Here is a 22,246-nt window from a genome sequence, read left to right on the forward strand (position 1 = left end):
GTCTTTTAAATTGTAACAAGAGTGCATAAATAACTTAAAAAAAGTATAAATTTATTATTTTTTTAAAACGCTTTAAAAAAATAGTTATAGAAGTGCTTTATTAGGTTAAAATTCTTTCTATATATGTGAAAGTTTGTCCAAAGTGCTTCTGATAAATCTAATTGATTGACTAGTCCTAAGGCACTAGTTGTTTTTATTGGTCGCTCAAATGTTGGCAAAAGTTCCTTAATTAATGCTTTAGCAAAAACGACAATTGCACGAACAAGTAACACCCCTGGAAGAACACGATTGATTAATTATTTTATTGATGAAAATAATAATTATTATGTTGACTTACCTGGTTATGGCTATGCTTTGATGTCTAAAAAAGATCAGCAATTAATGCTAGAAATGATTGATGAATTTCTTCATCAATCAAGCAACTTAAAAACAGTTGTCTTATTATTTGATGCAAGGCGTGGTCTAGGTGATTATGAAGAAAAGATTCTAGAATGGGCTAAGCAAGAAGACAAACACTTAATTTTAGTTGCGACCAAGTTAGATAAGTTAAATCAGAGTGAAAAACATCAATTAAAACAAAATTTATTAAAAAAGCAACTAGAAAATGAAGTTTTTTTCGTTTCTTCAACTAAAAAAACTAATGTTAATAACTTGCAACAAAGACTTTTAGCAGTCTTTAAAAGCTAGGAAAAAGTGTTAAAAAATTACTCAAAAATGGCTGAAAATTTTTATACTTATTTTAAGTTTTTTATATTAAAATAAAAAGGCTGTTTTTAATTTACATACAGTAATTTTAAAACTAAAAAAGGCTAAATAAGGACAGGTTCTAGGTGAAAGACTAGACAATCATGGTGGTTTTAGCGCTAAAACAATATACACATTAAATTTGAAAGGATTTAAAAATGGCAAAAGAAGAATTTAACCGTTCAAAACCTCACGTCAACATCGGAACAATCGGACACGTTGACCACGGTAAAACTACTTTAACAGCTGCAATTGCAACTGTATTATCAAAACAAGGATTAGCTGAAAAGCGTGACTATGCTTCAATCGATGCTGCTCCTGAAGAAAGAGCGCGTGGAATTACAATTAACACAGCTCACATCGAATACGAAACAGAAAAACGTCACTATGCACACGTTGACTGTCCAGGACACGCCGATTATGTTAAAAACATGATCACAGGTGCTGCTCAAATGGATGGAGGTATCTTAGTTGTTTCTGCAACAGATGGACCTATGCCTCAAACTCGTGAACACATCTTATTATCAAAACAAGTTGGTGTTCCACGTTTAGTTGTTTTCCTTAACAAAGTGGATATGCTTGAAGGTGAAGAAGAAATGATCGAACTAGTTGAACTAGAAATTCGTTCATTACTATCACAATACGAATTTGACGGAGATAACACTCCAGTTATTCGTGGTTCAGCATTAAAAGCACTTGAAGGTGATGCAAAATACGAAGCAAATATTAGTGAATTAATGAATGCAGTTGATGAATGAATTCAAGAACCTATTAAAGATTTTGAAAAACCATTCTTAATGGCTGTTGAAGACGTTTTCACAATTACAGGGCGTGGAACTGTTGCTACAGGTAAAGTTGAAAGAGGAACATTAAACCTTAACGACGAAGTTGAAATCGTTGGATTTACTAAAAAACCTAAGAAAACAGTTGTTACTGGAATTGAAATGTTCCGTAAATTACTAAAATCAGCAATGGCTGGTGACAATGCTGGGTTATTACTACGTGGTGTTGAAAGAAGTGAAGTTGAACGTGGTCAAGTATTAGCTAAACCAGGAACAATTATTCCTCATACACGTTTTGAAGCTGCAGTTTATGCACTTAAAAAAGAAGAAGGTGGAAGACATACTCCTTTCTTCTCAAACTACAAACCTCAATTCTACTTCCGTACAACAGACGTTACTGGTGGAATTGAATTCAAAGACGGACGTGAAATGGTTATGCCAGGGGATAACGTTGACTTAATTGTTAACTTAATCTCTCCAATCGCTGTTGAAGAAGGTACAAAGTTCTCTCTACGTGAAGGTGGAAGAACTGTTGGTGCTGGTTCAGTTACAAAAATCTTGAACTAATCTTAATTAACAAATCAAAAATGCATTTTCAAAGTGCATTTTTTTATTTTTCTTCAAAAAAATAAAAAAATTTTTAATAAAAAAGTTATTAACTATCTTTTGTTATAGTTATTTAGTTATGAAAAAATCTAAATTATTATGAATGTTATCAGCACCTGTTTTATTAATAGGAACAGCAACAGCAATTGCTTGCGCTCAGCCAAATAATCCTGAACAGAGTGTAAATGCTAAAGCAATTGTAGATAAATTGCCTAAAGAAGTAAAAACTAATGATTCAAATAAAGATTTAGATAAGTTAAAGGAAACACTGAAAAATTTGAGTAGTAATATAGAAACTTCATTCTTAAATTTATTAGATGAATCTAATAAAAAATCTTTTGAAAATGAATTAAAAGATGGTTATCAAATCTCTAAAGTTACTTTAGCAAGCGCAGATACTACGAATCGTTCTTTATTAGTTTACTTGATTATTAATAAGGGAGATGACAGTGAAACAGCGACAATTAAAGTCGTTGATTTAGAGCAAAAATCAGCACAAGAAAATGGTTCAGACCCATCAAAAGGTAATCCTGAAACTAAAACTGATGATTTAAAAACTAAAGCAATTTTAACTAAATCAACTATTTCAAAAGAAAAATTAGAACATTCTAATGACATAAGAATTACAGTTTCTTATAAAGAAGATGACTGAACTAGCAAACAAGAATCTGAATGAACTACCGAATTACTTAATTTAATTAATAAAAAAATTGCTCCTGAAATCGATGCTCTATTAGCTAATGAAAATCCAGAGGATTTTGTAAGTAATGTTGCCTTTTCTTATATTTCTTCAATTAAAAAAGAAGAATTGAAAATGGGGTTTTTATACGGATTAAAAACTAATTTTACTGAAGATATTTTTACAAAACTTGATGGACTAAAGTTTCCTGAAGTAAAAATTACTGATGAACAAGTTACTGCTGAAAAAACTAAAAATGCTGCTAATTACATTTTAAGTAATGAAACAGATGAAGAGGTTAAAAATGGTGATACAGTAATTATGGATTTTTTAGGAAAACTAGATGGTGTTGCTTTTAACGGCGGAGCTGCAAACAATCAGCAATTAATAATAGGATCAAAAAAATTTATTCCAGGTTTTGAAGAACAAATTATTGGTCACAAAAAAGGTGAAACTTTTGATATTAAAGTTACCTTTCCTGAAAATTATCAAGCAGAAAATTTAAAAGGAAAAGAAACAGTTTTTACAATTACTTTACACAAAGTAATTACTAACAAAAAAGCAGAGTATACAGATGAAATTGCTAAAAAGCATTTAACAATAACTACTTACACAAATAATTTAGATAAATATATTTCAGACTCAATTGAGGCACTTTTAGAGAAAAACAAATTAAAAGTTGCTAATTCCGAAGTTCATAGAAGAGTTGATAGAGAAATTTCAGAGATGAGATCTGTTGCAATTCAAAATGGTGTAACTTTAGAACAAATTATTGTTGGTCAAGGATTTACAAGTGTTGAACAATATAGAAGTATTGCTTTAGAACAACTACTTGATACTTACAAAAAGTCTATAATTATTTCGTTTTTAAAAGAAAAAAACTTAATTGATTTTACTTTATCAGAAGAAAATAAAGAATCATTGATTAAACAATTAGCAATTCTTAATAATAGATCTGAATTAGAAGTTAGAAGCAAAATTAAGGATCAAACTTTAAATGCTATATATCAAGACAAAAAATTAGCTGAATATTTTGCTAAAAAGCAAAATTCAGAAGCTGAATTTAAACTTTATAGTGATTTTTTAAAGACCTTATAAAAATTTTAGACTGTTGTTTTCTTGTGTAACAACAGTTTTTTAAATTTTCTCAAAAAAACCAAAAAAATTTTTAAAAATAGGGTTTTACAAAATAAAGTGCTATAATTTATATGTAAAAAAAGGTGATATATATGAGATTTAAAAAAATAATACTAGGAACTACACCCTTAATTGCAATGACAGCGAGTGCAGTAGCAATTTCATGTAGTTCAATAATTACTCCTATCGATGGTGAATTAGATAATGGTACGCAGATTACATTAAATGTTTTGAACGAATCATTAAATAATGTAAATTTTGATGTTAAGGAAAATCTTAAAGTTAGTGACTTTAAAAAAGAAATTATTAATTCGGCAAATTATTCATTAGCCGTTTTTTATACTAAAATTAGTAAGTTTCTTGATGATAATAGTGAATTAATTTTTAAGCAAAAATTAGCATCTATTTCAACTAATGACAAAATTTCTGCAACTCCAACAATTATTGAATTTGCAGATGATAAAAATAAATTAAATATTTCTACAATTATTAGTTTAAATGGCGTTCAAAAAACTGTTTCTTTTAGTTTAAGTAATTTTACCAATGAAGAAAAAGTTGTAGATCCTGGTTCAGGGGATCAAAATAATCAACAGATTTTTGATGAAATAAAAAAACTGGTTAATATTCTTAATTTTACTTACGATACAAATAAAACAACTAAATTAACTGCAATTGATTTTGTGCTTAATTTAGAAAATCAACTGACAGTACTTCAAAAATGAAACTATATTGGACAAGTAATTGTTGATGATAATTCTTATAATTTATTAGGAAGTCAACTTAATAATTTTGAATTATTAAATATAACTACTCGTGCTAGACAAAATGATGTTGACTTAGTTATTCAAATTAGGGATAAAAATAATCAGAATAACAAAGCAAATTTAAGTTTAACTATCAAAGGTTTTATGATTACAGATAGTACTAATATTGCTGATCCTAATGTTAAACAATTGCAAGTTGAAGCTGATAAAGATCTAAATAGAGTTATTAATAATTTAAGTAGCTTGGTTTTAAGTTATAATCGTACTTTAGAAAAAAAATTCACTACTACCGAAGTTTTAAAAGCAGGTGTTAAAACTTTAGATGATCTTTATACATTTTTGACTACAATTAGTCAGAATAATTTAAACAAAGTTTTAGGTAAAACAAACCTACAAGACAAACTTAAAAATGATATTAAAGTTACATTTAATTTAGCTCAAGGTCAAAGTAATAATCAAATTATTTTAAACCTAACTATCTATAAAGAAAATGCAACTAAAGCACTTTCAAAAGCAATTGTAATTGATAATTTTTACACTGAAGAAGAATTAAATAATAGCTTATTAAGTAAGTTTTATGATAACGTTGCTCAAGGTGAACAATTAACAGTTAATGCGAGTGCTTATAATAAAAATGACTTATTAGAATTAAGTCCTGAAAGTTTAAAATCAACTGTTTTGAAAATGCCAACTGTAAAAACTTATTTAGAAACATTGGCTAGTTTAAATATTAATTATGAAATAAAATCACTAACTTCTGTTAGCGATGATAATCGACAATTAAAATTAAATATAACTTTTACATCAGGTAATATGTCAAAAGATTCATTCATAATGCTTTCATCTTTAAAAACAGAAACTGTTTTAGATATGCTTAATAAATTAAAAGATGAATTACAAAATATGACTATTACAGCTGCTCAATTTAGTAAGCAAGAATTACTTGAAGAAAACTTTTATAAATTTGATCAAAGACTACAAACTTTTTCAACTTTAAAACTTTTCTTTGACAGAATTTGAAAAGAAAAATTAGTTGATTTTCAAATTAATTCAAAAGATGAATCCAAAACAATCCCTAATGCAATTATTGTAAAGATCACACTAAAATATAAAGGTGATAACAATAATACAAGCATAACTTTTGATTTTAATATTATTAATTTAAAACCTTAATAAATTAATCTCTTAAAATTTTATTACTATTTACATCAATTATTTTTGATGGATGATTACTAGTTTTTCCAAAATTAAAAACACTTTTAATTTCTGGAAAAACTTTTTTTATATCTTCTAAATTTTCAATTATAGACTCATCAGAAATGTTTGCACTGGTTGCAAAAAAAGGTCCATTTAGTTCTAAAAATTTTAGTAATTTTTTTTGCTTAGGCATTCTAAATCCTTGATTATTTACAATTAAAGAAACACTACCAGGTCAGTTGATTCTTGCGTATTTCTCGGCATTTTCGTCTCATTCTGGAAATTGTTTTGCTTGTTCAATTGAACTTACTAAAATAATTATTTTTTTATTTAGATCTCTTTTTTTAAGTCTTGATAAATGAATTTCATTTAAGCGATTTTTAGCACTAATTGCAATGCCATTTACTGTATCAGTTGAAAAAGCAACTATCTCATTTTCAGTCACTAATCTCGGTTCTGTTTCAATCATTATTCTGATTCTAATTCTAGTGGTTTAGATAATTCAAATATTTTTTCTTCAAGTTGATCAACAAATTCAGCAATTCTTACTTCAGGTGTTTCTCTAAATTTCCCTTTAGCATTTACACCATCAAAAATTAATGAATCAAAATTAAAACCAATAAATTCAAGTGGTTCTTGAACTCTTTTAATTAAGTCATTATTTACTTCTTCAGATGAAAAAGCACCCTTTGTAATTAAGAATAAAATTTTCTTATCAGAAAATAATCCCTCAATTACAACCTTGTTATTTACCTTATCAATATGATGTTTAAAAGTTACTCCTGTTAAAGTAATTCTCATTAAAAAATTAGCTAAAACATTTCCTGGAAAAATATGCATAACTGGAGCACTTATAATAATTTTATCAACGTCTTGAATTTTTTCAATTCATCTTCGAGAAACACCGTCACTATAAAAAGTAGAGAAATTATTTTCAGTTAGAATTTGCATTAAGTCATTATCATTATTTAAATTTATATATTCAAATTCTGCCTTGTCATTATATTTAGTATACATTTCTTTACTTACATCTAGTAGGTATTTTCCAATTGCATTATTACTTGGATTAGGAGTTGTTTTGATTAATAGTATCTTTTCGTTCATATTAAAATTTTACATTTTATTTGATTTGTTTCAAATAAAATGTGAATAAAAAAACGCAAAATTTTTGCGTTTTATGAAACTAAAAAATTAAGGATTTAAGTTGTTTGATTAAAGCCGCTAATCACAACTTGATCGCTACTTGTAACGCTATTATTTTCACCAACTTCAATTCTAAAAGTTACACTTGTTTCAGTGTAAGCAATCACAAATAAACTAACTTTTCAAGTTCCAATATTGTTGTTATAATTGCCTAGTCCATAGCTATTTAATTCTAATGGAGTTAAAGCAACTGAATCACTTATTGATCCTTTAAATAATTCATTTGCTTTTTGTTTTTTATCAAAATTATGATTTCTTAAATCAGTTAAAACATCTACTAAAACTGTATTAGCAGATTTATTATTTATTAAATTAGACTCGTTATCAGCATTAACTTTTTGAACAGTGACAACTACTCCTAAAGCACTTGCTCCTGCAACTGCTAGTAATGTTATTGATGCTGCTCAGGCGATAATTCCTTTTATACTCATATTTATAATCTCTCTTCTTTTGCCTATAAATTATAATAAATAAAAGATAGACTTTGCAAAAAAATCGCTTTTGACTTGTTTTTATGAAATAAAACAATTTTTTGGCTTTCAAGAATAAAAAAAGGCAACTTTTAATAAGTGCTTTTAATTATTTATAAAGAAAAGAAAATTACTTTTTCATTTGTGCTGCAACTTCAGCAGCAAAATCAACAACTTCTTTTTCAATTCCTTCACCAACTTCAAAACGTTTCATTTTTAAAGCTTTTAGTGAACTATCAGTTAAATATTTTTCAACAGTGAAACCTTGGTCCATAACAAATGGTTGGTTCAATAATGTAAATTCAGCAAGTGCTTTATTTAACATTCCACTTAAAATATTTTCTTGAATTTTTTCTGGTTTACCTTTTAATGAAGGAGATTCTTTGAATTCAGCAGTTAATTTTTCAAGGCGATTTGCAGGAACTTCATTTTTACTTAAAAACTCAGGGTTCATAGCTGCAATATGCATTGCTACGTTACGAGCATTAGTTTCGTTTGTACCTTCTGCTAATAATAGTGAAGAAACTCTTCCGTTTGCATGAGTATAAATTCCTGCAACTTGATTTGCTTCTAAATTAACAAATTCAGCACGGCGCAGTGAAATTTTTTCTCCAATTGTTGCTGTTGCATTTTCTGTTGCTTGTAAAATTGTTGAATTTGCATCAATTTTAACTGCTAAAGCAGATTCTAAATTAGTAAAATCATTTGCTAATAATGCTTGACCAATATTTTTAACTAAATCAATAAATTGTTGGTTTGTAGCAACGAAGTCTGTTTCTGAATTAACTTCAAAAATAACGACTTTTTTATCATTTTTAACAACTGAAACTAATCCTTCAGCAGCAATACGACCTGCTTTTTTAGCAGCTTTTGCCTTACCTGAATCTTTTAAGAATTCAATTGCTTTTTCAATGTCATAGTTAGTTGCTTCTAGTGCTTTTTTAACATCTAGAAATCCTGAACCTGTTCTTTCACGTAGTTCTTTAACTAGTTGTGCTTTTTGAGATGCATCCATTATTAATCTTTCTTTACAGGTGCTTTTTTAGGAGCACTTGTTCTTGGTTTTGCTTTAGCATTTTGACTGTGAGTATTTGAATCGCTAGTTGTTCTTCTACGTTGTGCTGGTTTTTCATCATTTGTAGTTGAAGTTACACGTTTATTTTTCTCACTTAAAGTTGCTGGTTTATTTTCACGTTTTTCAGGGCGAGTTGCTGAATCACGGTGGTATTTTCTCTCAGGCTTATCTTCAAAGTTTGTGAATCTTCTGTCTTCAAAGAAACGTCTTTGTTGATTTGGATTAAAATCAATTTCACGGCGTGAAGGTGTTCCACCTAAATCAAAATTAACATCATTTTTATATGCTAATTTAGCAACTCCACCTTTAGCAGTTACGATCGCATCTGCTAAAACAGTTAAAATCAAACGAATTGATTTTACTGAATCATCATTAGCAGGGATAGCTAAATCAACATCATCAGGGTTACCATCAGTATCAACAACACCAATAATTTTTACACCTTTACGGCGTGCTTCTGTAATAGCAATTTTATCGTGTTCAGGGTCAACTACAATCATAAAGTTTGGTTGGCGGCGCATTTCACGAATACCTTCAAAGTTACGTTGTAGTTTTTGTAATTTCTTTTCAAGCTCTAATGCTTCTTTTTTAGTGTAAGAATCATAGTCACGAGCTTTTAAGTTTTCTAATCTTTCTAATTCTTTAATTTGGCTAAAGATAGTTTTAGCATTAGTTAAAGTTCCACCTAATCAACGCTCTGAAACAAAGAAAGAATTTGAGCGCATTGCTTCTTCTTTAATAATTTCTTTAGCGTGTTTTTTTGTACCAACAAAAACAAAGGTAGCCCCTTTAGCGGCTGCGTTTTGAATTATTTTATAAGTTAATTCAAGCGCTTTCATTGATTTTGAAACATCAATAATATGAATCCCTTTTCTTTTTGAGTGAATAAATTTACTCATTTTTGGGTTTCAATTTTGTGTACGGTGACCAAAGTAAATTCCTGCAGAAAGTACTAAATTGTTAGGAACAATTTTTTCACCATCAATTTCATTTGAAACTAAATTATCAGTTTCAATGTTTAGATTTTTATTTTCCATTAAGATCCTTAAAATAGTTGTAGTTTGTTTAATTCTTCCATTTAGTTCAAAATTTAAGCACTATCATTGATACTGATAGCACACCCTAAAAAATTCCTAAATGTGCTTTTTATTTAATTAAATTTAATTAAATATCTTCTTGATTTTGATTTTTAAAAAGATTAATAAAAGCCTTTTTAGTATATCAAAAAATTTTTTTAAAAATTGAAAGATTTTTAAAAAAATCTGCTTGCTGAAAGCAAGTAGAGAGGATTTTGTTAAGGTAATTTAAATTAGAAATAACTTGATAAAATAATCTTTTTCAATGTTCAAAATTTTAATTAACCAGTTTTTTTAAATTCTTTTCAGATGTTCTTTGGCTAGTTAAAATTTAAGTATTATCAATAAAGATATAAGTAGTAGCTTTATTTATTTGTATGTCTTTTTATGAATTTTGAAAAGCTGAATTGTTTAAAGAAATTAAAGAAAATATTTGACCTTTATAGTTATGACTATTTCTAATTTACTTTTTCTTGACTAATTCTAAAATCTCTTTTAACTGTTCAACAATTTTTTCGTTTTGCTTAACAATTATCTCATTTTGTGTTTTTAATTCATCATTTTGTTTAACGATTGCATTGTTTTGTGTTTTTAATTCATCATTTTGTTTAACGATTGCATTGTTTTGTGTTTTTAATTCATCATTTTGCTTAACAATTGCCTCGTTTTGACTTTTTAATTCACTGACCTCAATTTCAAGTTTATCTACTTTAGAATAAAGTTCTTTGTTTTGTGCTTCAAGATTATCTACTTTAGAATATAAAGTATCCACTTTAGAATTGATTGCCATATTCTGCACTCTTATTTCATTAATTTGTGATCCTAACGATTTAATAATTCCGTCTGCTGATTTTTGAATCCTAATCATAACCCATTTTTTATCAAAAGGCAAGTCATCTTCTTCTCAATCTCAACCTGGTGGTGGGTCAATTGGTCCAGGTGGTGTAACAACAATAGGTTTAGGATCGCCTTCTGCTTCAAAATGTAATTTTGCCCTTCCTGTTTCCTGATTAATATCAACTCTATGAATTGTTTCTTCCATATTGTGAGTTTCTTTTAATGCCTTAAGTGTTTTAGTTGGTTGGTCGGTAGTAATTTTCAATTTTTTGTTTTTCATAATAATTTAATTATAACTAAAGAATATCTCCTTTAAAAAATTTTCAGTTTTTTCACATTTGAAATAAAAATTGGTTCAAGAAAATGAACCAATTAGCGTGTTTTATGATTGAGAAAAAGTTAGTAATTTTTCTCGATAATATTCATATTGTTGTCTTCTCATTTTGATTTCTGCAGGTAAACCTTCATTGATGTCTGAAGTTAATTTACTGAATTTATCTAGGATATTGACAATCCGATTTTGTTCTTCAAAAGAAGGAATAGGGACTAAAAATGTTGCAAGGGCATTTCTTTCTAATGCAGGTGGAAAGGCTGTTGTTCTTTTTAAATTAATTAACTCTTGTTGTTTTGATTTTAAATAGTAATATAAAAATTTATCAAGAAGTGAATTGTTTTTAGGAAGTAAAACAAAGCAAACATCCATTGCTCAGAACTTTTCACCTATTCAGTTAACATGACCTGCAGCACCATATTTTATAACAGTTACAACATTTTCAAAATTTCAATCATTATAATAACCAGTTGCTTTTACGCCACCACCCATAACAGGATATTGAAAGCTATCATTCATCATCGCTTTTGTAATTCTACTTCCAGGTTTGATAGTTACAATCTCTTCTAATTTATATCATTCAACTTTTTTATTTTCTTTATCATCAAAATTCATAAGGTAGTTCAGGTAGTAGTTATATTGTTTGTTTCTAGCTTCCAGCTCCGCTTCCAGCTCCGCTTCCAGCCTAGAGAATTCATCTAAGATACTTACTATCTTATTTTGAATTTCTAAAGGAGGTAATGCTATTTCTATTTGTGAATATTTTGAAATTCAATGTCTTTCGTGATTTTCTTTAGCAATTTTATAATCAATAATTTTCATCGAGTGATAAAGAAATCTAAAATTATTTTCTTCAGTTTTATTTACTAAAATTTTCATTGCTGATGACTTAATTTTAAAATCAAAATCTACTCAATGCATTGATGTTGTAAAATCATCAAAAATCATTACAGGTTGTTCTTTTGAAGCGTTATAAATTCCTTCTTTTTCATTTGTGTATCCTAAAATAAAACTTTTTCCTGCAGTTAAAACAGGTATTTTATATTCATTTTTATACTTAGTATCTTTAACAATAAATTTAGTGGGTTGAACATAATCTATTAAATTTTTTAGTTTTTCATATCTAATATCTTCTGGATTAATTTCTTTTAAGAAAGTATTAATGTTTTTCATATTTATATTCCTAATTACTGTCTTATTTATTTTTAATTATATCTATAGCATTTACTTTTTGAAGCTATTTAGATGAAATTATTTTGAATTATTTTTTGAAAAAAAATCTTCTGCAGTTGCAGAAGATTAAATTTAAACTCTTGTTTAAATTAAATTCAAATAATTTTTTTCTTTTGAATTTGAATGCCATAAAACGTTGTTTGAATTAAGGCAATTGCTAGGTTGATACTTTGTCATAAAGTTCCTAAAATATAAGGAACAAGTAATGAATCAGGTAATAAACCGATTTCAACTGAACGGATTCTTAATGCAAAAGTTAGTACTCATAAAACATTGAAACCAATCAAATTAATTAAGAATGATAAAGGAATAAAGTAAAGTGTTTTCTTTCTAATTCCCATAATGGTTTGTGGTAGAAAAGCTACCATTGAAAATATTGGACCTAAATTAGCAAATACAGAAGAGACTGCCGTTTTTGCTTCGCTATCTGCAAATGGTTTTTGGCCAACAGCAAAAAACCAAATGGTTCAAGCGAAAATAATAATTAAATAAATTGATAAGGCAATTTGCTGACTTAGTTTGGCTTTGAAACTAATTACTTTATCTTTACGATAATGTAAGAAAGCAAACATTGTCATGGCGGTGATAATCATCGCAATTAATTCAGCGATAATTAATTGCTGCCCACCTGAATCAAGCATTAATCCTCAAGTTGAGAATAAAATAATTGCCGTTGCAAATAGTCATCAACTATACATATTGACTTTCTCTGCTTTTTTATTTCTTAAAACGTTAACGAGTTGTGGTAGTCCTGTAATTGCAACTGAAATTGAAGCGATTCAAGCAATTACATCTGAGATTTCTAATATATTCATAAATGAGTCCTTTTCCTAAATTTTATCCAAGATTGTGATAAACGTTTTGCACGTCATCATCTGATTCAAGGCGTTCAATAAAGTCTAAAACTTTTTGAGCCTCTTCTTCATCCAAGTCGACCGTGGAATTTGCAATGTAGGAAATTTCTGCACTCAGAAATTCTTCAAAATTGGTGGCACTCCTGATTTTATCTAAGACTTCTACAAAGTCTTCAGGTTCGCAAGTGATTGAGTAGTATTTATCTTCAACTACGATGTCACTAGCGCCTGCATCGAGTGCAATCATTGTGATGTCATCTTCAGTAATTAAACTACTGTCGATTTCAATTAAACCTTTTCTTTCAAAGACATAGGGGATAGAATTTTGCTTACCTAAAGCTCCATTTGCCCTTCTAAACATGCTACCGATATTGGCTGTTAGCCTATTTAAATTATCTGTTAAGCAAACTACTAAGATTTGTACACCCTTAGAAACAGTGCCTGAATAAGTTAACTCAGTATATTGCACTGCATCTTTGCCTGAACCGCTACCTTTAGCAATTGCTTTTTCAATGTTGCTCTTTGGCATTGATGCCGAACGAGCTTTTGAAACTGCAAGCCTTAAAGCAGGGTTTGAATTGATATCAGCACCCCGTGTGGCGGCTACAGATATTTCTTTAGATAGTTTTTGAAAGATTTTACCGCGCTTGGCATCTTGCGCCCCTTTGCGGTGTTTAATATTTGCTCACTTTGAATGTCCAGCCATTTTGCTCCTTAATTAAAAGTAATCTTTGTAAAAGTATAAAAGAATATTTTGTTTTTGGTGATAAAAAAAATTAACTTTCTTTAACAAAGTTTTCTAAGTCAAGAGGCTTAGCAGCACCCACTCTTTTATGGGAGCTTATTCTGTGTAAATAGTTGATGCGCTCTAGCGTTTTTTGATCAACTGTTTGCCCTCTTAAATAAGCATCAACTTCAGAATATTTAATTTGCATTTCATCTTCATCGTTTTGATCATCTCATAAACCTGCAGAAGGTACCTTATTAATAATTGTTTTAGTTACTCCATAAATTTTTGATAGTTGTCTTACTTCAGTTTTAGTTAAATGCACAATCGGTAATAAGTCCACTCCACCATCACCAAATTTTGTAAAATAACCTAGATGTCATTCATCTAAATTATCAGTTCCTAAAACTAAATAATTTTTTTCTTGAGCTAAAGCATACAAACTTGTCATTCTTAAGCGAGGTTTAATATTTGCTAAAGCAAGTTGATCATTAATTTTTAAAACATCAACCATTGCTTTATAAGCATTTTCTAAATTTAAATATTGATGTTTTAGTTTTAACTTACTTACTAGTTCATTGATATCTAATTCATCTTGTTTTCGTTTGTTGATCATCATTGAAACTGTAAAATGGTTTTTAGGAAAAACCTTGGCAGCAATTGCTGCTACAAGTGCTGAATCAATGCCACCTGATAAGCCGACAATCACACCTTTTTTATTGGCATCAGTGACAACCTTTAATAATCATTTTTCTAAATATAAGCCATAAGCTTTTAATTTTTCTTCACTAATTTTTTCTAAATTTTTTGACATGTTTTTATTTTATCTTAATTAAGTTAACTTATAATTTAATAATAATATTTCTTAAATAGTTGTGTTGGAGTTAACTTGGATAAAAATATCAAAGAGATGAAGCAAATTAAAAGATCTGAATTTTCTAATTCAGATCCTAAATCAAAATTTAATTCAATAGCAAATGCTAATGAATCTGAAAATGAAATCTTAGGTTATTTTTCAGATTATTTAAGTAAAAATGCTTACTTAAAAGTTTTAATAGTTTATGGTTTTCGCACTAAAGTTAAAACTTCAAAAGTAATTTATGATCATAGTAATTTATTAGCAGCGTTTGTTAATTTTGAACTGTATCGCCATGGCATAAAAGCTGATTTAGTTGACATTAATAATTATAATGACGAAGCTTTAAGAGAAATTGCTTGTGAATACGATTATTTAATTTCGCTAGCAAATTATAACTATCAAAGTAATCGCTTAACTAGTAAATTATTTAAAAAAGATAACTTCAATTCATTTACTTGAATTGAAGAAACTTTAATCAAAAATCCTTTGCTTAAAGTTTTTCTAACTGAGTATCATAATAAGCAAAAAGCAGAAGAATTTTTTAAAGAAAAAAGTGAAATTCAGGCTTTATTATTTTATGATTTAAGCAAGAGCGAAAAAGACAATATTAATGCAGAATTAATTACTAAAGAGAATGTCTTAAAAATAATTGATTGTATTGTCGATGAAGTTGCCTAGACAATTGCTAGAGAGGTTTTAACATGAAAGTAACTCTATATATTGATGTAGGAAACACTTATACAAAGTTTGCAACTAAAGCAAGAGAGCAATGATATTTTCAACAAATTGAAACGAAATTAATTCAAGCAGAAGTTGAATTATTTTCTTATGTCAATGAAAATTGTGGCATTAAAGATGTTGAAAAAATCTTTATCTCTTCAGTTGTAGAAGAGAAAAATTATTTATTCGAAAGACTAGCTAAAAACTTTTATCAATGTGAAATAACTTTTTTAAATGCAACTAATACTACAAAGTTAAATTTAGGCGATGCAAATCAATCTCAAGTAGGTGCTGACATTTTAGCAAATGCAATTTATGCAGCTAGTTTATATAAAAAAGCAATCGTTGTTTCTCTAGGAACAGCAACTGTAATTTCACAAGTGAAAAACAAAAGATTGCAAGGCGCAATCATTGCACCAGGTTTATATAATTCATATTTAAATTTAATTGAAACTGCTCCTAAATTACCTTTATTAAAATTTAATTATTTAGAAAAAAATTTAGGTAATAATACAGAAGAAGCCTTATCAATTGGCTTTCTCAATGGCTTTTATTACATGATTGAAGGCCTTGCTAAAAATATTGATCCTAAAAGTAAAATCTTAATCACAGGTGGCGATGCAATTTATTTAAAAGAAATTGCTAAAATTAATAAAAATATCGAATTTATCGATAATATGGTAATAAAGGGATTAGCGGAGGAATTCGATGAACATAATTAAATGATATAAAAATAGACACGAAAGATTTCGTGCCAACAGGCTCTTTTATATAAAGACCTGAATATATTTAGCTTTTTATTTAGCTTTGATTTTGATTTTAAGTTTTATACCTTACACAGGTTATATTAAACTAGGTTTAATTGATTTTACAACCTTACCAATTATCATGGTTGTGGCTTCTTTACATCTAGGATGAAGTGGTGGATCAATTGTTGGTTTTGGTATTGGTTTAGGTGCCTTAATAGCAGCTCATACTAGAGGTGATGCTTCAGGAATGTTTTACTTTCCAGATGTATCTGTTTTACCTAGATTTTTAACAGGTTTAATTATTGGTTTAACTAGTCAAGTTTTAATTAAAGATCGTTTTAAACATGTTACTAAAGTAATTAATATTATGTTCTTAGGAGCACTAGCTGTATTATTAAATACAACCTTAGTTACTGCTTTTATTTTCCTACATAATGCAATTGCGCCATTTCAATTTTTAAATTCAGTTACCTTATTAATTTGACTTGGATTTATTTATGTTAACTTCATAGTTGAAATTATTTTTGCACTAATTTTAGCTTGATATCTTGCATCATTTATGCTTTACATAAGAACAAGATTTAGAAGTTCAAAAGCAATTTCTATTTAAATTAAAATTTCCATTTTTTAAGTAATCTATACATTTTAGTTAATAAGTAAATATTGTAAATTGACCCCTTATAACTTTGATTTGTATAGGTAGTTAAATAATCATTAATCTCATCTTTTATTTTTGTCTTACTGTGGTTTCTACGGTAAGACAATTTTCTTTTATATTTTCAAATGTATGCTCAAAAAATAGATAAAACAAAAGTCAAAATTGCTAAAGATGTAACTATTAATCAAACTGGAAATTCAAAAAATTGACTAAGATGTACTCAATAAATAATATAGAAAACTAATACAAGCGATCAAAGAATTACGATGAATAAAAATATTCAAGTTGCAATTAAAGCAAACTTAATTAAGTGAAATAAACTTTCAGAAGTTCTTGATTGATTATCTTCGTTCACTAGGTATTTCCTTGATTAATTTTCTTAGTCTATTTATAAAAATCATATTTAAAATTGGGTATCTTAAAAACATAGAAATCTTATTTAAATAAATATTTAAATCTTCATCTTTTGATTTAATTATATAATCACTTTTAACAATTCAATTAAATCTTAAATAAGAACCAACTGCATAAAAAATAATTCATAATCCTGCAACAACTAATCCTGGAATAATTGCAATAACTGAATTAGTAGTATTAAAATTTATTTTAAATTCATTAGTTAAGAAAATATTAATAATTAAAAAAGATAAAGCAATTATAAAGAAAATTACTTCACTAATTGTGTAGTAAAAAGCAATCCTTATTTTTTTATTTAAGTCATCAAAAGAATTAAATTTATTAGTGTGTAAATCTCTATGTTGATTCATATTTCTATTATATAAACAGAATTAAATAAATATAAAAATCGCAAAAACTTTTTGCGATTAATTTATATGTTTATTGACAGAATTATTTTTTCTTTTTACTTAATAATTCTTTAATTTTTTCAGGTCTAAATTTACTATCAAAACTGCCGTAAGCATCATCAATTGTATCTAAAATAGCATCAATACTTTTCTTCTCTTTTAGTTCATTTTTGATCTTACTTTTATCAACTGAATAAGTTTTCGTTTTTTCAATTTCAACTGTTTTAGAAGAATCATCTTTTTGATTTTTAGGTTGATCTTCTTCAAGTAATGATTGTGTTTTTTCACTATCAAATTCTTGAGTTAATTTTTTATTTATATTACTTTCAATTAAAGATTTATTTTTATTTAAATAATCTAATTGTGATTCAGTTTCATTGAAAACATAATTTACATTTCTACCTAAAGTAGAAAATTGATTTTCTCTTTTGTTATTTGATTTTTCATCAAAAACTACTACATCATTAATTTCTACTAAATTAAATTTATTTTCATAATCTAAAATTAAAGATGATTTAACAAGATGTTGATTTGTTTTAGCTTGTTCAAAATATTTTTGACCTTTATTTCCACGGTTAGCAAATTTAAGTTTTTTAACATCTAAATACATGTAATAATTTCTTTGACTAACTAGTAATAAATTGGATTTATTTTGAGCACTTTGTAAATGATTTACAACTTCACCAGCATTTAATTTAATAATGATATTTCCCATACTTGAAGTATTTAAAAGTGGAAAATCATTTTCACTTATTTTTAAAACAAGATCATTATTTGTAAATACTAGGTTTACAAAACCTCCACTACTTAAACTTACAGAAGCTAATTGATCACCTGATTTAATTTTAATTGCTCTGACTGGTTTTGAATATTTACTAATATCAAACGCTTCAATTTTAGTACGTTTTCCAAGTCCTAATTTAGTTATAAAATTGACATAAATCGTGTCGCTAAAATCATTAATAATAAATGTATTAATGATTTTTTCTGAATCATTTAATTTAACAAATTCACTAAGATGTTGTCCTATTTCTTTTCATTTTCCTGAGTTAATTTTGAATAAAGGAATGCTTATAAAATTACCTTGATTTGTAAAAGAAATTAATTTAGATTTTGTATTTGTACTTTGTGCAAATACAATTTCATCACCCTCTTTTAATGAATATGTTTCATAATTATTTGAATCATAAATTTTTTGAGAAACACGTTTTATGTAACCTTGTTTTGTCATACTAATATGAATATCTTCTTCTTCAATTAGATCTTCAATATTGTAATCAACTGCATCATTAGAATCTTCAATTAAGGTTCTTCTAGGGATTGCATAATTTTTATTTATTTCTTTCAAGATTTTAATTAAATGATTATTAAATAGACTTTCATCTTTTAATAATCCTTGTAATTCTGCAATTGTTTCAAGCAGTTTTGTTTTCTCATCTTGAAGAGCATAAAAATCGGTTTTAGACAATCTATATAATTGCATTTCAGCAATTGCAGTTGCTTGTCTTTCTGTGAATTTGAATTCTCTAATCAGATCTTCAATAACACCTTTTTTGGCATTATTACTTTCACGAATAACTTTAATAACTTTATCAGTAACTTTTGAAACAATTAAGAATCCTTCAACTATTTCAAGACGATCTTTTGCTTTATTTAAATCGTAAATAATAATTTTATTATTTACATCTTTAAAGTGATCTATATAAGCACCAAGCATTTGGTGCAAATTCATTAAGGTTGGATAACCTTTATAAATGGCAATATTATTGTATGAATAATAAACACGCAATTGAGTTTTACTCATTAAATAATTAATGATAGTTTTTGCATCAGCATTTGAAGTTAGTTTAATTTGAATTTCAATTCCATCACGATCAGAAACATCTAAAACTTCTTCAACACCTGCGATATTATTTTTATCAAGCAGTTGATCAATTTCAAAAACTAATTTTGATTTAACAATTCCATAAGGTAGCTCTTTAATAGAAATATAGTGTTGTTTATTTTCTTTAACGATTTCATATTTTGAACGAATTGAAACACGACCTTTTCCTGTTTCAAAAGCTTCAATAATACCTTTATTACCACTAATTATTCCACCTGTAGGAAAGTCTGGTCCTTTAATATGTTTCATTAATGTGTTTAATGAAACATTAGGATTTCTGATCATAGCAATTGCACCTTCAATCACTTCATTAATATTATGTGGTGGAATTTCTGTAGCAAAACCAGAAGCAATTCCACGGCTTCCATTGATTAACAAGTTAGGAATAAACGAAGGTAAAACAGTTGGTTCTTTTTCGGTATCGTCAAAGTTTGGAACAAATTTGACAATGTTTTTTTCAATCCCTTTCAGCATTAATTCGCTGACTTTAGCAAGGCGGCTTTCTGTATAACGCATTGCAGCAGCAGGATCATCATCGACTGAGCCGATATTACCATGCATTTGAACTAGTGGCAAAGCCATTTTTCAATCTTGTGCCAGTCTGATCATGGCATCATAAATTGAAGTATCACCGTGGGGGTGATACTTACCAATAACATCACCAACTACACGAGCTGATTTTTTATAAGGTAAATGATTGTAAAGTTTTAAATCATGCATTGAGAATAAAATTCTTCTTTGCACAGGTTTAAGTCCATCTCTAGCATCTGGTAAGGCTCTTTCTTGAATTACATATTTAGAATAATTTCCAAATCTTTCTGACATGATTTCATCAAGATTTTGTAAGTAAATTTGAGGATTTAAGCCTTCAGGAGCGTTATCTTTTTTAGCCATTAATTACCTCGCTTATTACTTCATTTTTATCATCATTGATTTCAAAATCATCATCTAAATCAAAGTTTACGTTAGTTGAGATTCATTCTTTTCTTAATTCAACGCTATCTCCCATTAATGTAGACACACGGCGCTCAATAATTGCTAAATCATCTAAAGTTACTTTAATTAAGCTTCTGGTTTTAGGATCCATTGTAGTTTCTCAAAGTTGATCGGCGTTCATTTCACCAAGACCTTTATAGCGTTGAATCTCATAACGAGCGTGGTTTTTTGTGATTTGTTTTAATTCATCATTACTTCAAGCATATAAAACAGTTTGCTTTTTATCTTTTAAAGAAATTTTATATAAAGGAGGAAGAGCAATATAAATGTGTCCACCTTCAATTAACTGTCTCATATATCTAAAGAAAAATGTTAGCAATAAAACCTGAATATGAGCACCATCAGTATCGGCATCGGTCATTATTATGACTTTGTGATACTGTAAATTATTGATGTTAAAATCTTCACCAATTCCAGTGTTCAAAGTGTTAATAATTGTTGCAATTTCTTCATTTTTTAAGATCTCAACTAGTCTTGATTTTTCAGTATTAATTACTTTACCTCTAAGTGGTAGAATCGCTTGATATTTACGGTCTCTACCACTTTTAGCGCTGCCACCAGCTGAATCACCTTCGACAAGAAAAATTTCTTTTTCTTTAGGATTTTTACTTTGAGCAGGAGTTAATTTTCCAGATAAAATTAACTTTTCTTTTTTCAGATTTTTTAAAGAACGGCTTTCTTGACGTGCTTTTCTTGCTGCCATTCTTGAATCATAAGCATTCTTAATTTTACCAATTAAGCGTTCAGCATCTTGCACGTTTTCATTTAGTCAAAAACGTACTTTTTTATAAACAGCATCTTCAACAATTGCTTTTGCATCAGGAGTACCTAGTTTATCTTTAGTTTGACCGACAAATTCAAGAATTTTTTCAGGTACTTGCAAAGCAAGCACAATTGAAATTCCTTCGCGAATGTCTTCACCATCAAAGAAACTTTTACTTTTAACTAATTTTCTTTCAAAGGCTCATTCATTAATAACTTTAGTAAAAGCATTTTTAAAAGCACTAACATGTACTCCACCATCACGAGTTTTAACGTTATTAACAAACGAAACAAAAACTTCAGTGTAATCACTTGTGTATTGAAAAGCACACTCTAAATTAATTCCTGTTGCTTTATCAGCATCTTTAAAAACAAAAGTCTGTGTAACTTTCTTTTTTGAATTATTTATAAATTCAATAAAAGCACTAATTCCGTTTGAATAGTGAAATTCTCTTGAAAAACTATTATTTTCATTTTTGAAAATAATAGTCAAATTAGAATTTAAAAAAGCAGCTTCTTGTAAGCGTTCAATAATTATTTCTTGATTAAAAGTTACCTTTTTAAAGATTTCAAAATTAGGTTTAAATTCTACCTTAGTTCCTTTTTTACTAGTTTTACCAATTTCTTTAGTTTTAATGCTGATGTTACCACCATCTTTAAATTCGGTAAAGTATTCCTTACCTTCGCGGTAAACATTAACTTTAACATAATCACTTAAAGCATTAACAACGCTGGCTCCAACACCGTGAAGCCCTCCACTAGATTTATAAGCGCCATCGCCAAATTTTCCACCTGCATGTAATTCTGTAAAAACTAATTCAACTCCTGATTTTCCAGAATCATGTTTTTGTACAGGGATACCACGACCATCATCTTCAACGATAATTGATTGGGTTTTGGTTAATGTTACTTTGATGGTTTTAGCAACGCCTGCTAAAACCTCATCGATTGAGTTATCGAAGATTTCTCAAATAAGGTGATGCATACCTTTTGAATCTGTAGATCCAATATACATCCCTGGTCTTTTTCTGACTGCCTCAAGACCTTTTAAGACTTTTAAATTGTCAACTGAATAATTGCTCATATTGTTTTATTA

21 protein-coding genes are annotated in these 22,246 nt (G+C 28.0%); 7 read left to right on the forward strand and 14 right to left on the reverse strand.

The features are described 5' to 3' along the window. Nucleotides 1–123: 123 nt before the first annotated feature. From yihA to CJF60_RS01045, 4 genes are all read left to right on the forward strand, one after another. Nucleotides 124–687: a ribosome biogenesis GTP-binding protein YihA/YsxC gene (gene yihA, locus CJF60_RS01030; protein WP_084231817.1), complete on the forward strand. Its 564-nt coding sequence runs from the start codon at nt 124–126 to the stop codon at nt 685–687. 215 nt (nt 688–902) lie between these two features. Further along, entirely contained in the window at nt 903–2,093 is a 1,191-nt protein-coding gene (gene tuf, locus CJF60_RS01035) for an elongation factor Tu (protein ID WP_084231818.1), read from the forward strand. Nucleotides 2,094–2,211: 118 nt separating this feature from the next. Further along, nucleotides 2,212–3,909, forward strand: a complete 1,698-nt coding sequence (locus CJF60_RS01040; RefSeq protein ID WP_084231819.1) for an FKBP-type peptidyl-prolyl cis-trans isomerase — start codon at nt 2,212–2,214, stop codon at nt 3,907–3,909. Between the two features lie 131 nt (nt 3,910–4,040). Beyond that, nucleotides 4,041–5,885 carry a hypothetical protein gene (locus CJF60_RS01045; RefSeq protein ID WP_084231820.1) on the forward strand — a complete coding sequence of 615 codons (1,845 nt, stop codon included), beginning with the start codon at nt 4,041–4,043 and terminating at the stop codon, nt 5,883–5,885. 4 nt (nt 5,886–5,889) lie between these two features. Here the strand turns inward: CJF60_RS01045 and CJF60_RS01050 are convergent, their stop codons facing one another. From CJF60_RS01050 to nadE, 10 genes are all read right to left on the reverse strand, one after another. Beyond that, the gene (locus CJF60_RS01050) at nt 5,890–6,378 is read right to left on the reverse strand and encodes a Sua5/YciO/YrdC/YwlC family protein (RefSeq protein ID WP_095279113.1); all 489 of its coding nucleotides are present in this window, start codon (nt 6,376–6,378) and stop codon (nt 5,890–5,892) included. Continuing rightward, nucleotides 6,378–7,013, reverse strand: coding sequence for an NAD(P)H-dependent oxidoreductase (locus tag CJF60_RS01055; RefSeq protein ID WP_084231821.1), 636 nt, complete (start codon nt 7,011–7,013; stop codon nt 6,378–6,380). Before CJF60_RS01055 ends, CJF60_RS01050 begins: the two co-directional genes overlap by 1 nt. 95 nt (nt 7,014–7,108) lie before the next feature. After that, nucleotides 7,109–7,543, reverse strand: a complete 435-nt coding sequence (locus CJF60_RS01060; RefSeq protein WP_084231822.1) for a hypothetical protein — start codon at nt 7,541–7,543, stop codon at nt 7,109–7,111. 169 nt (nt 7,544–7,712) lie between these two features. Continuing rightward, a complete protein-coding gene (gene tsf, locus CJF60_RS01065) occupies nt 7,713–8,597 on the reverse strand; it encodes a translation elongation factor Ts (protein ID WP_084231823.1) in 885 nt (294 codons plus the stop codon). Nucleotides 8,598–8,599: 2 nt separating this feature from the next. Continuing rightward, on the reverse strand, nt 8,600–9,694 hold the full coding sequence (rpsB, locus tag CJF60_RS01070; protein ID WP_084231824.1) for a 30S ribosomal protein S2: 1,095 nt from the start codon (nt 9,692–9,694) through the stop codon (nt 8,600–8,602). A 502-nt stretch (nt 9,695–10,196) separates the two neighbouring features. Continuing rightward, a complete protein-coding gene (locus CJF60_RS01075) occupies nt 10,197–10,850 on the reverse strand; it encodes a hypothetical protein (RefSeq protein ID WP_084231825.1) in 654 nt (217 codons plus the stop codon). 102 nt (nt 10,851–10,952) lie between these two features. Next, the gene (locus CJF60_RS01080; RefSeq protein ID WP_084231826.1) at nt 10,953–12,074 is read right to left on the reverse strand and encodes a restriction endonuclease subunit S; all 1,122 of its coding nucleotides are present in this window, start codon (nt 12,072–12,074) and stop codon (nt 10,953–10,955) included. A 149-nt stretch (nt 12,075–12,223) separates the two neighbouring features. Beyond that, nucleotides 12,224–12,949 (reverse strand): hypothetical protein, encoded by a 726-nt coding sequence (locus CJF60_RS01085; protein WP_084231827.1) that lies wholly within the window; start codon nt 12,947–12,949, stop codon nt 12,224–12,226. A 22-nt stretch (nt 12,950–12,971) separates the two neighbouring features. Continuing rightward, nucleotides 12,972–13,694, reverse strand: a complete 723-nt coding sequence (locus CJF60_RS01090; protein ID WP_084231828.1) for a YebC/PmpR family DNA-binding transcriptional regulator — start codon at nt 13,692–13,694, stop codon at nt 12,972–12,974. Between the two features lie 70 nt (nt 13,695–13,764). Continuing rightward, nucleotides 13,765–14,529 (reverse strand): NAD(+) synthase, encoded by a 765-nt coding sequence (nadE, locus tag CJF60_RS01095; protein ID WP_084231829.1) that lies wholly within the window; start codon nt 14,527–14,529, stop codon nt 13,765–13,767. 96 nt (nt 14,530–14,625) lie between these two features. Between nadE and CJF60_RS01100 the strand changes: the two genes are divergently transcribed. Genes CJF60_RS01100 through CJF60_RS01110 form a run of 3 tightly spaced genes read left to right on the forward strand, consistent with a single transcriptional unit; the run spans nt 14,626 to nt 16,653 of the window. Continuing rightward, a complete protein-coding gene (locus CJF60_RS01100; RefSeq protein WP_095279114.1) occupies nt 14,626–15,252 on the forward strand; it encodes a hypothetical protein in 627 nt (208 codons plus the stop codon). A gap of 23 nt (nt 15,253–15,275) precedes the next feature. After that, entirely contained in the window at nt 15,276–16,016 is a 741-nt protein-coding gene (locus CJF60_RS01105) for a type III pantothenate kinase (RefSeq protein ID WP_084231831.1), read from the forward strand. Then, nucleotides 16,003–16,653 carry an ECF transporter S component gene (locus CJF60_RS01110; protein ID WP_084231832.1) on the forward strand — a complete coding sequence of 217 codons (651 nt, stop codon included), beginning with the start codon at nt 16,003–16,005 and terminating at the stop codon, nt 16,651–16,653. Before CJF60_RS01105 ends, CJF60_RS01110 begins: the two co-directional genes overlap by 14 nt. Nucleotide 16,654: 1 nt before the next feature. Here CJF60_RS01110 and CJF60_RS01115 read toward each other — a convergent pair whose 3' ends face one another. The 4 genes from CJF60_RS01115 to parE form a co-directional block, all read right to left on the reverse strand. After that, on the reverse strand, nt 16,655–17,056 hold the full coding sequence (locus CJF60_RS01115; RefSeq protein WP_084231833.1) for an insecticidal delta-endotoxin Cry8Ea1 family protein: 402 nt from the start codon (nt 17,054–17,056) through the stop codon (nt 16,655–16,657). After that, nucleotides 17,043–17,468, reverse strand: a complete 426-nt coding sequence (locus CJF60_RS01120; RefSeq protein WP_084231834.1) for a hypothetical protein — start codon at nt 17,466–17,468, stop codon at nt 17,043–17,045. The genes CJF60_RS01115 and CJF60_RS01120 overlap by 14 nt, the downstream gene beginning before the upstream one ends. Nucleotides 17,469–17,550: 82 nt before the next feature. Further along, entirely contained in the window at nt 17,551–20,286 is a 2,736-nt protein-coding gene (locus tag CJF60_RS01125) for a DNA gyrase/topoisomerase IV subunit A (RefSeq protein ID WP_084231835.1), read from the reverse strand. Beyond that, the gene (gene parE / locus CJF60_RS01130; RefSeq protein WP_084231836.1) at nt 20,279–22,234 is read right to left on the reverse strand and encodes a DNA topoisomerase IV subunit B; all 1,956 of its coding nucleotides are present in this window, start codon (nt 22,232–22,234) and stop codon (nt 20,279–20,281) included. The genes CJF60_RS01125 and parE overlap by 8 nt, the downstream gene beginning before the upstream one ends. Nucleotides 22,235–22,246: the final 12 nt, after the last annotated feature.

Source organism: Mycoplasmopsis agassizii (assembly GCF_002272945.1).
Taxonomy (GTDB): domain Bacteria; phylum Bacillota_I; class Bacilli_A; order Mycoplasmatales; family Metamycoplasmataceae; genus Mycoplasmopsis_B; species Mycoplasmopsis_B agassizii.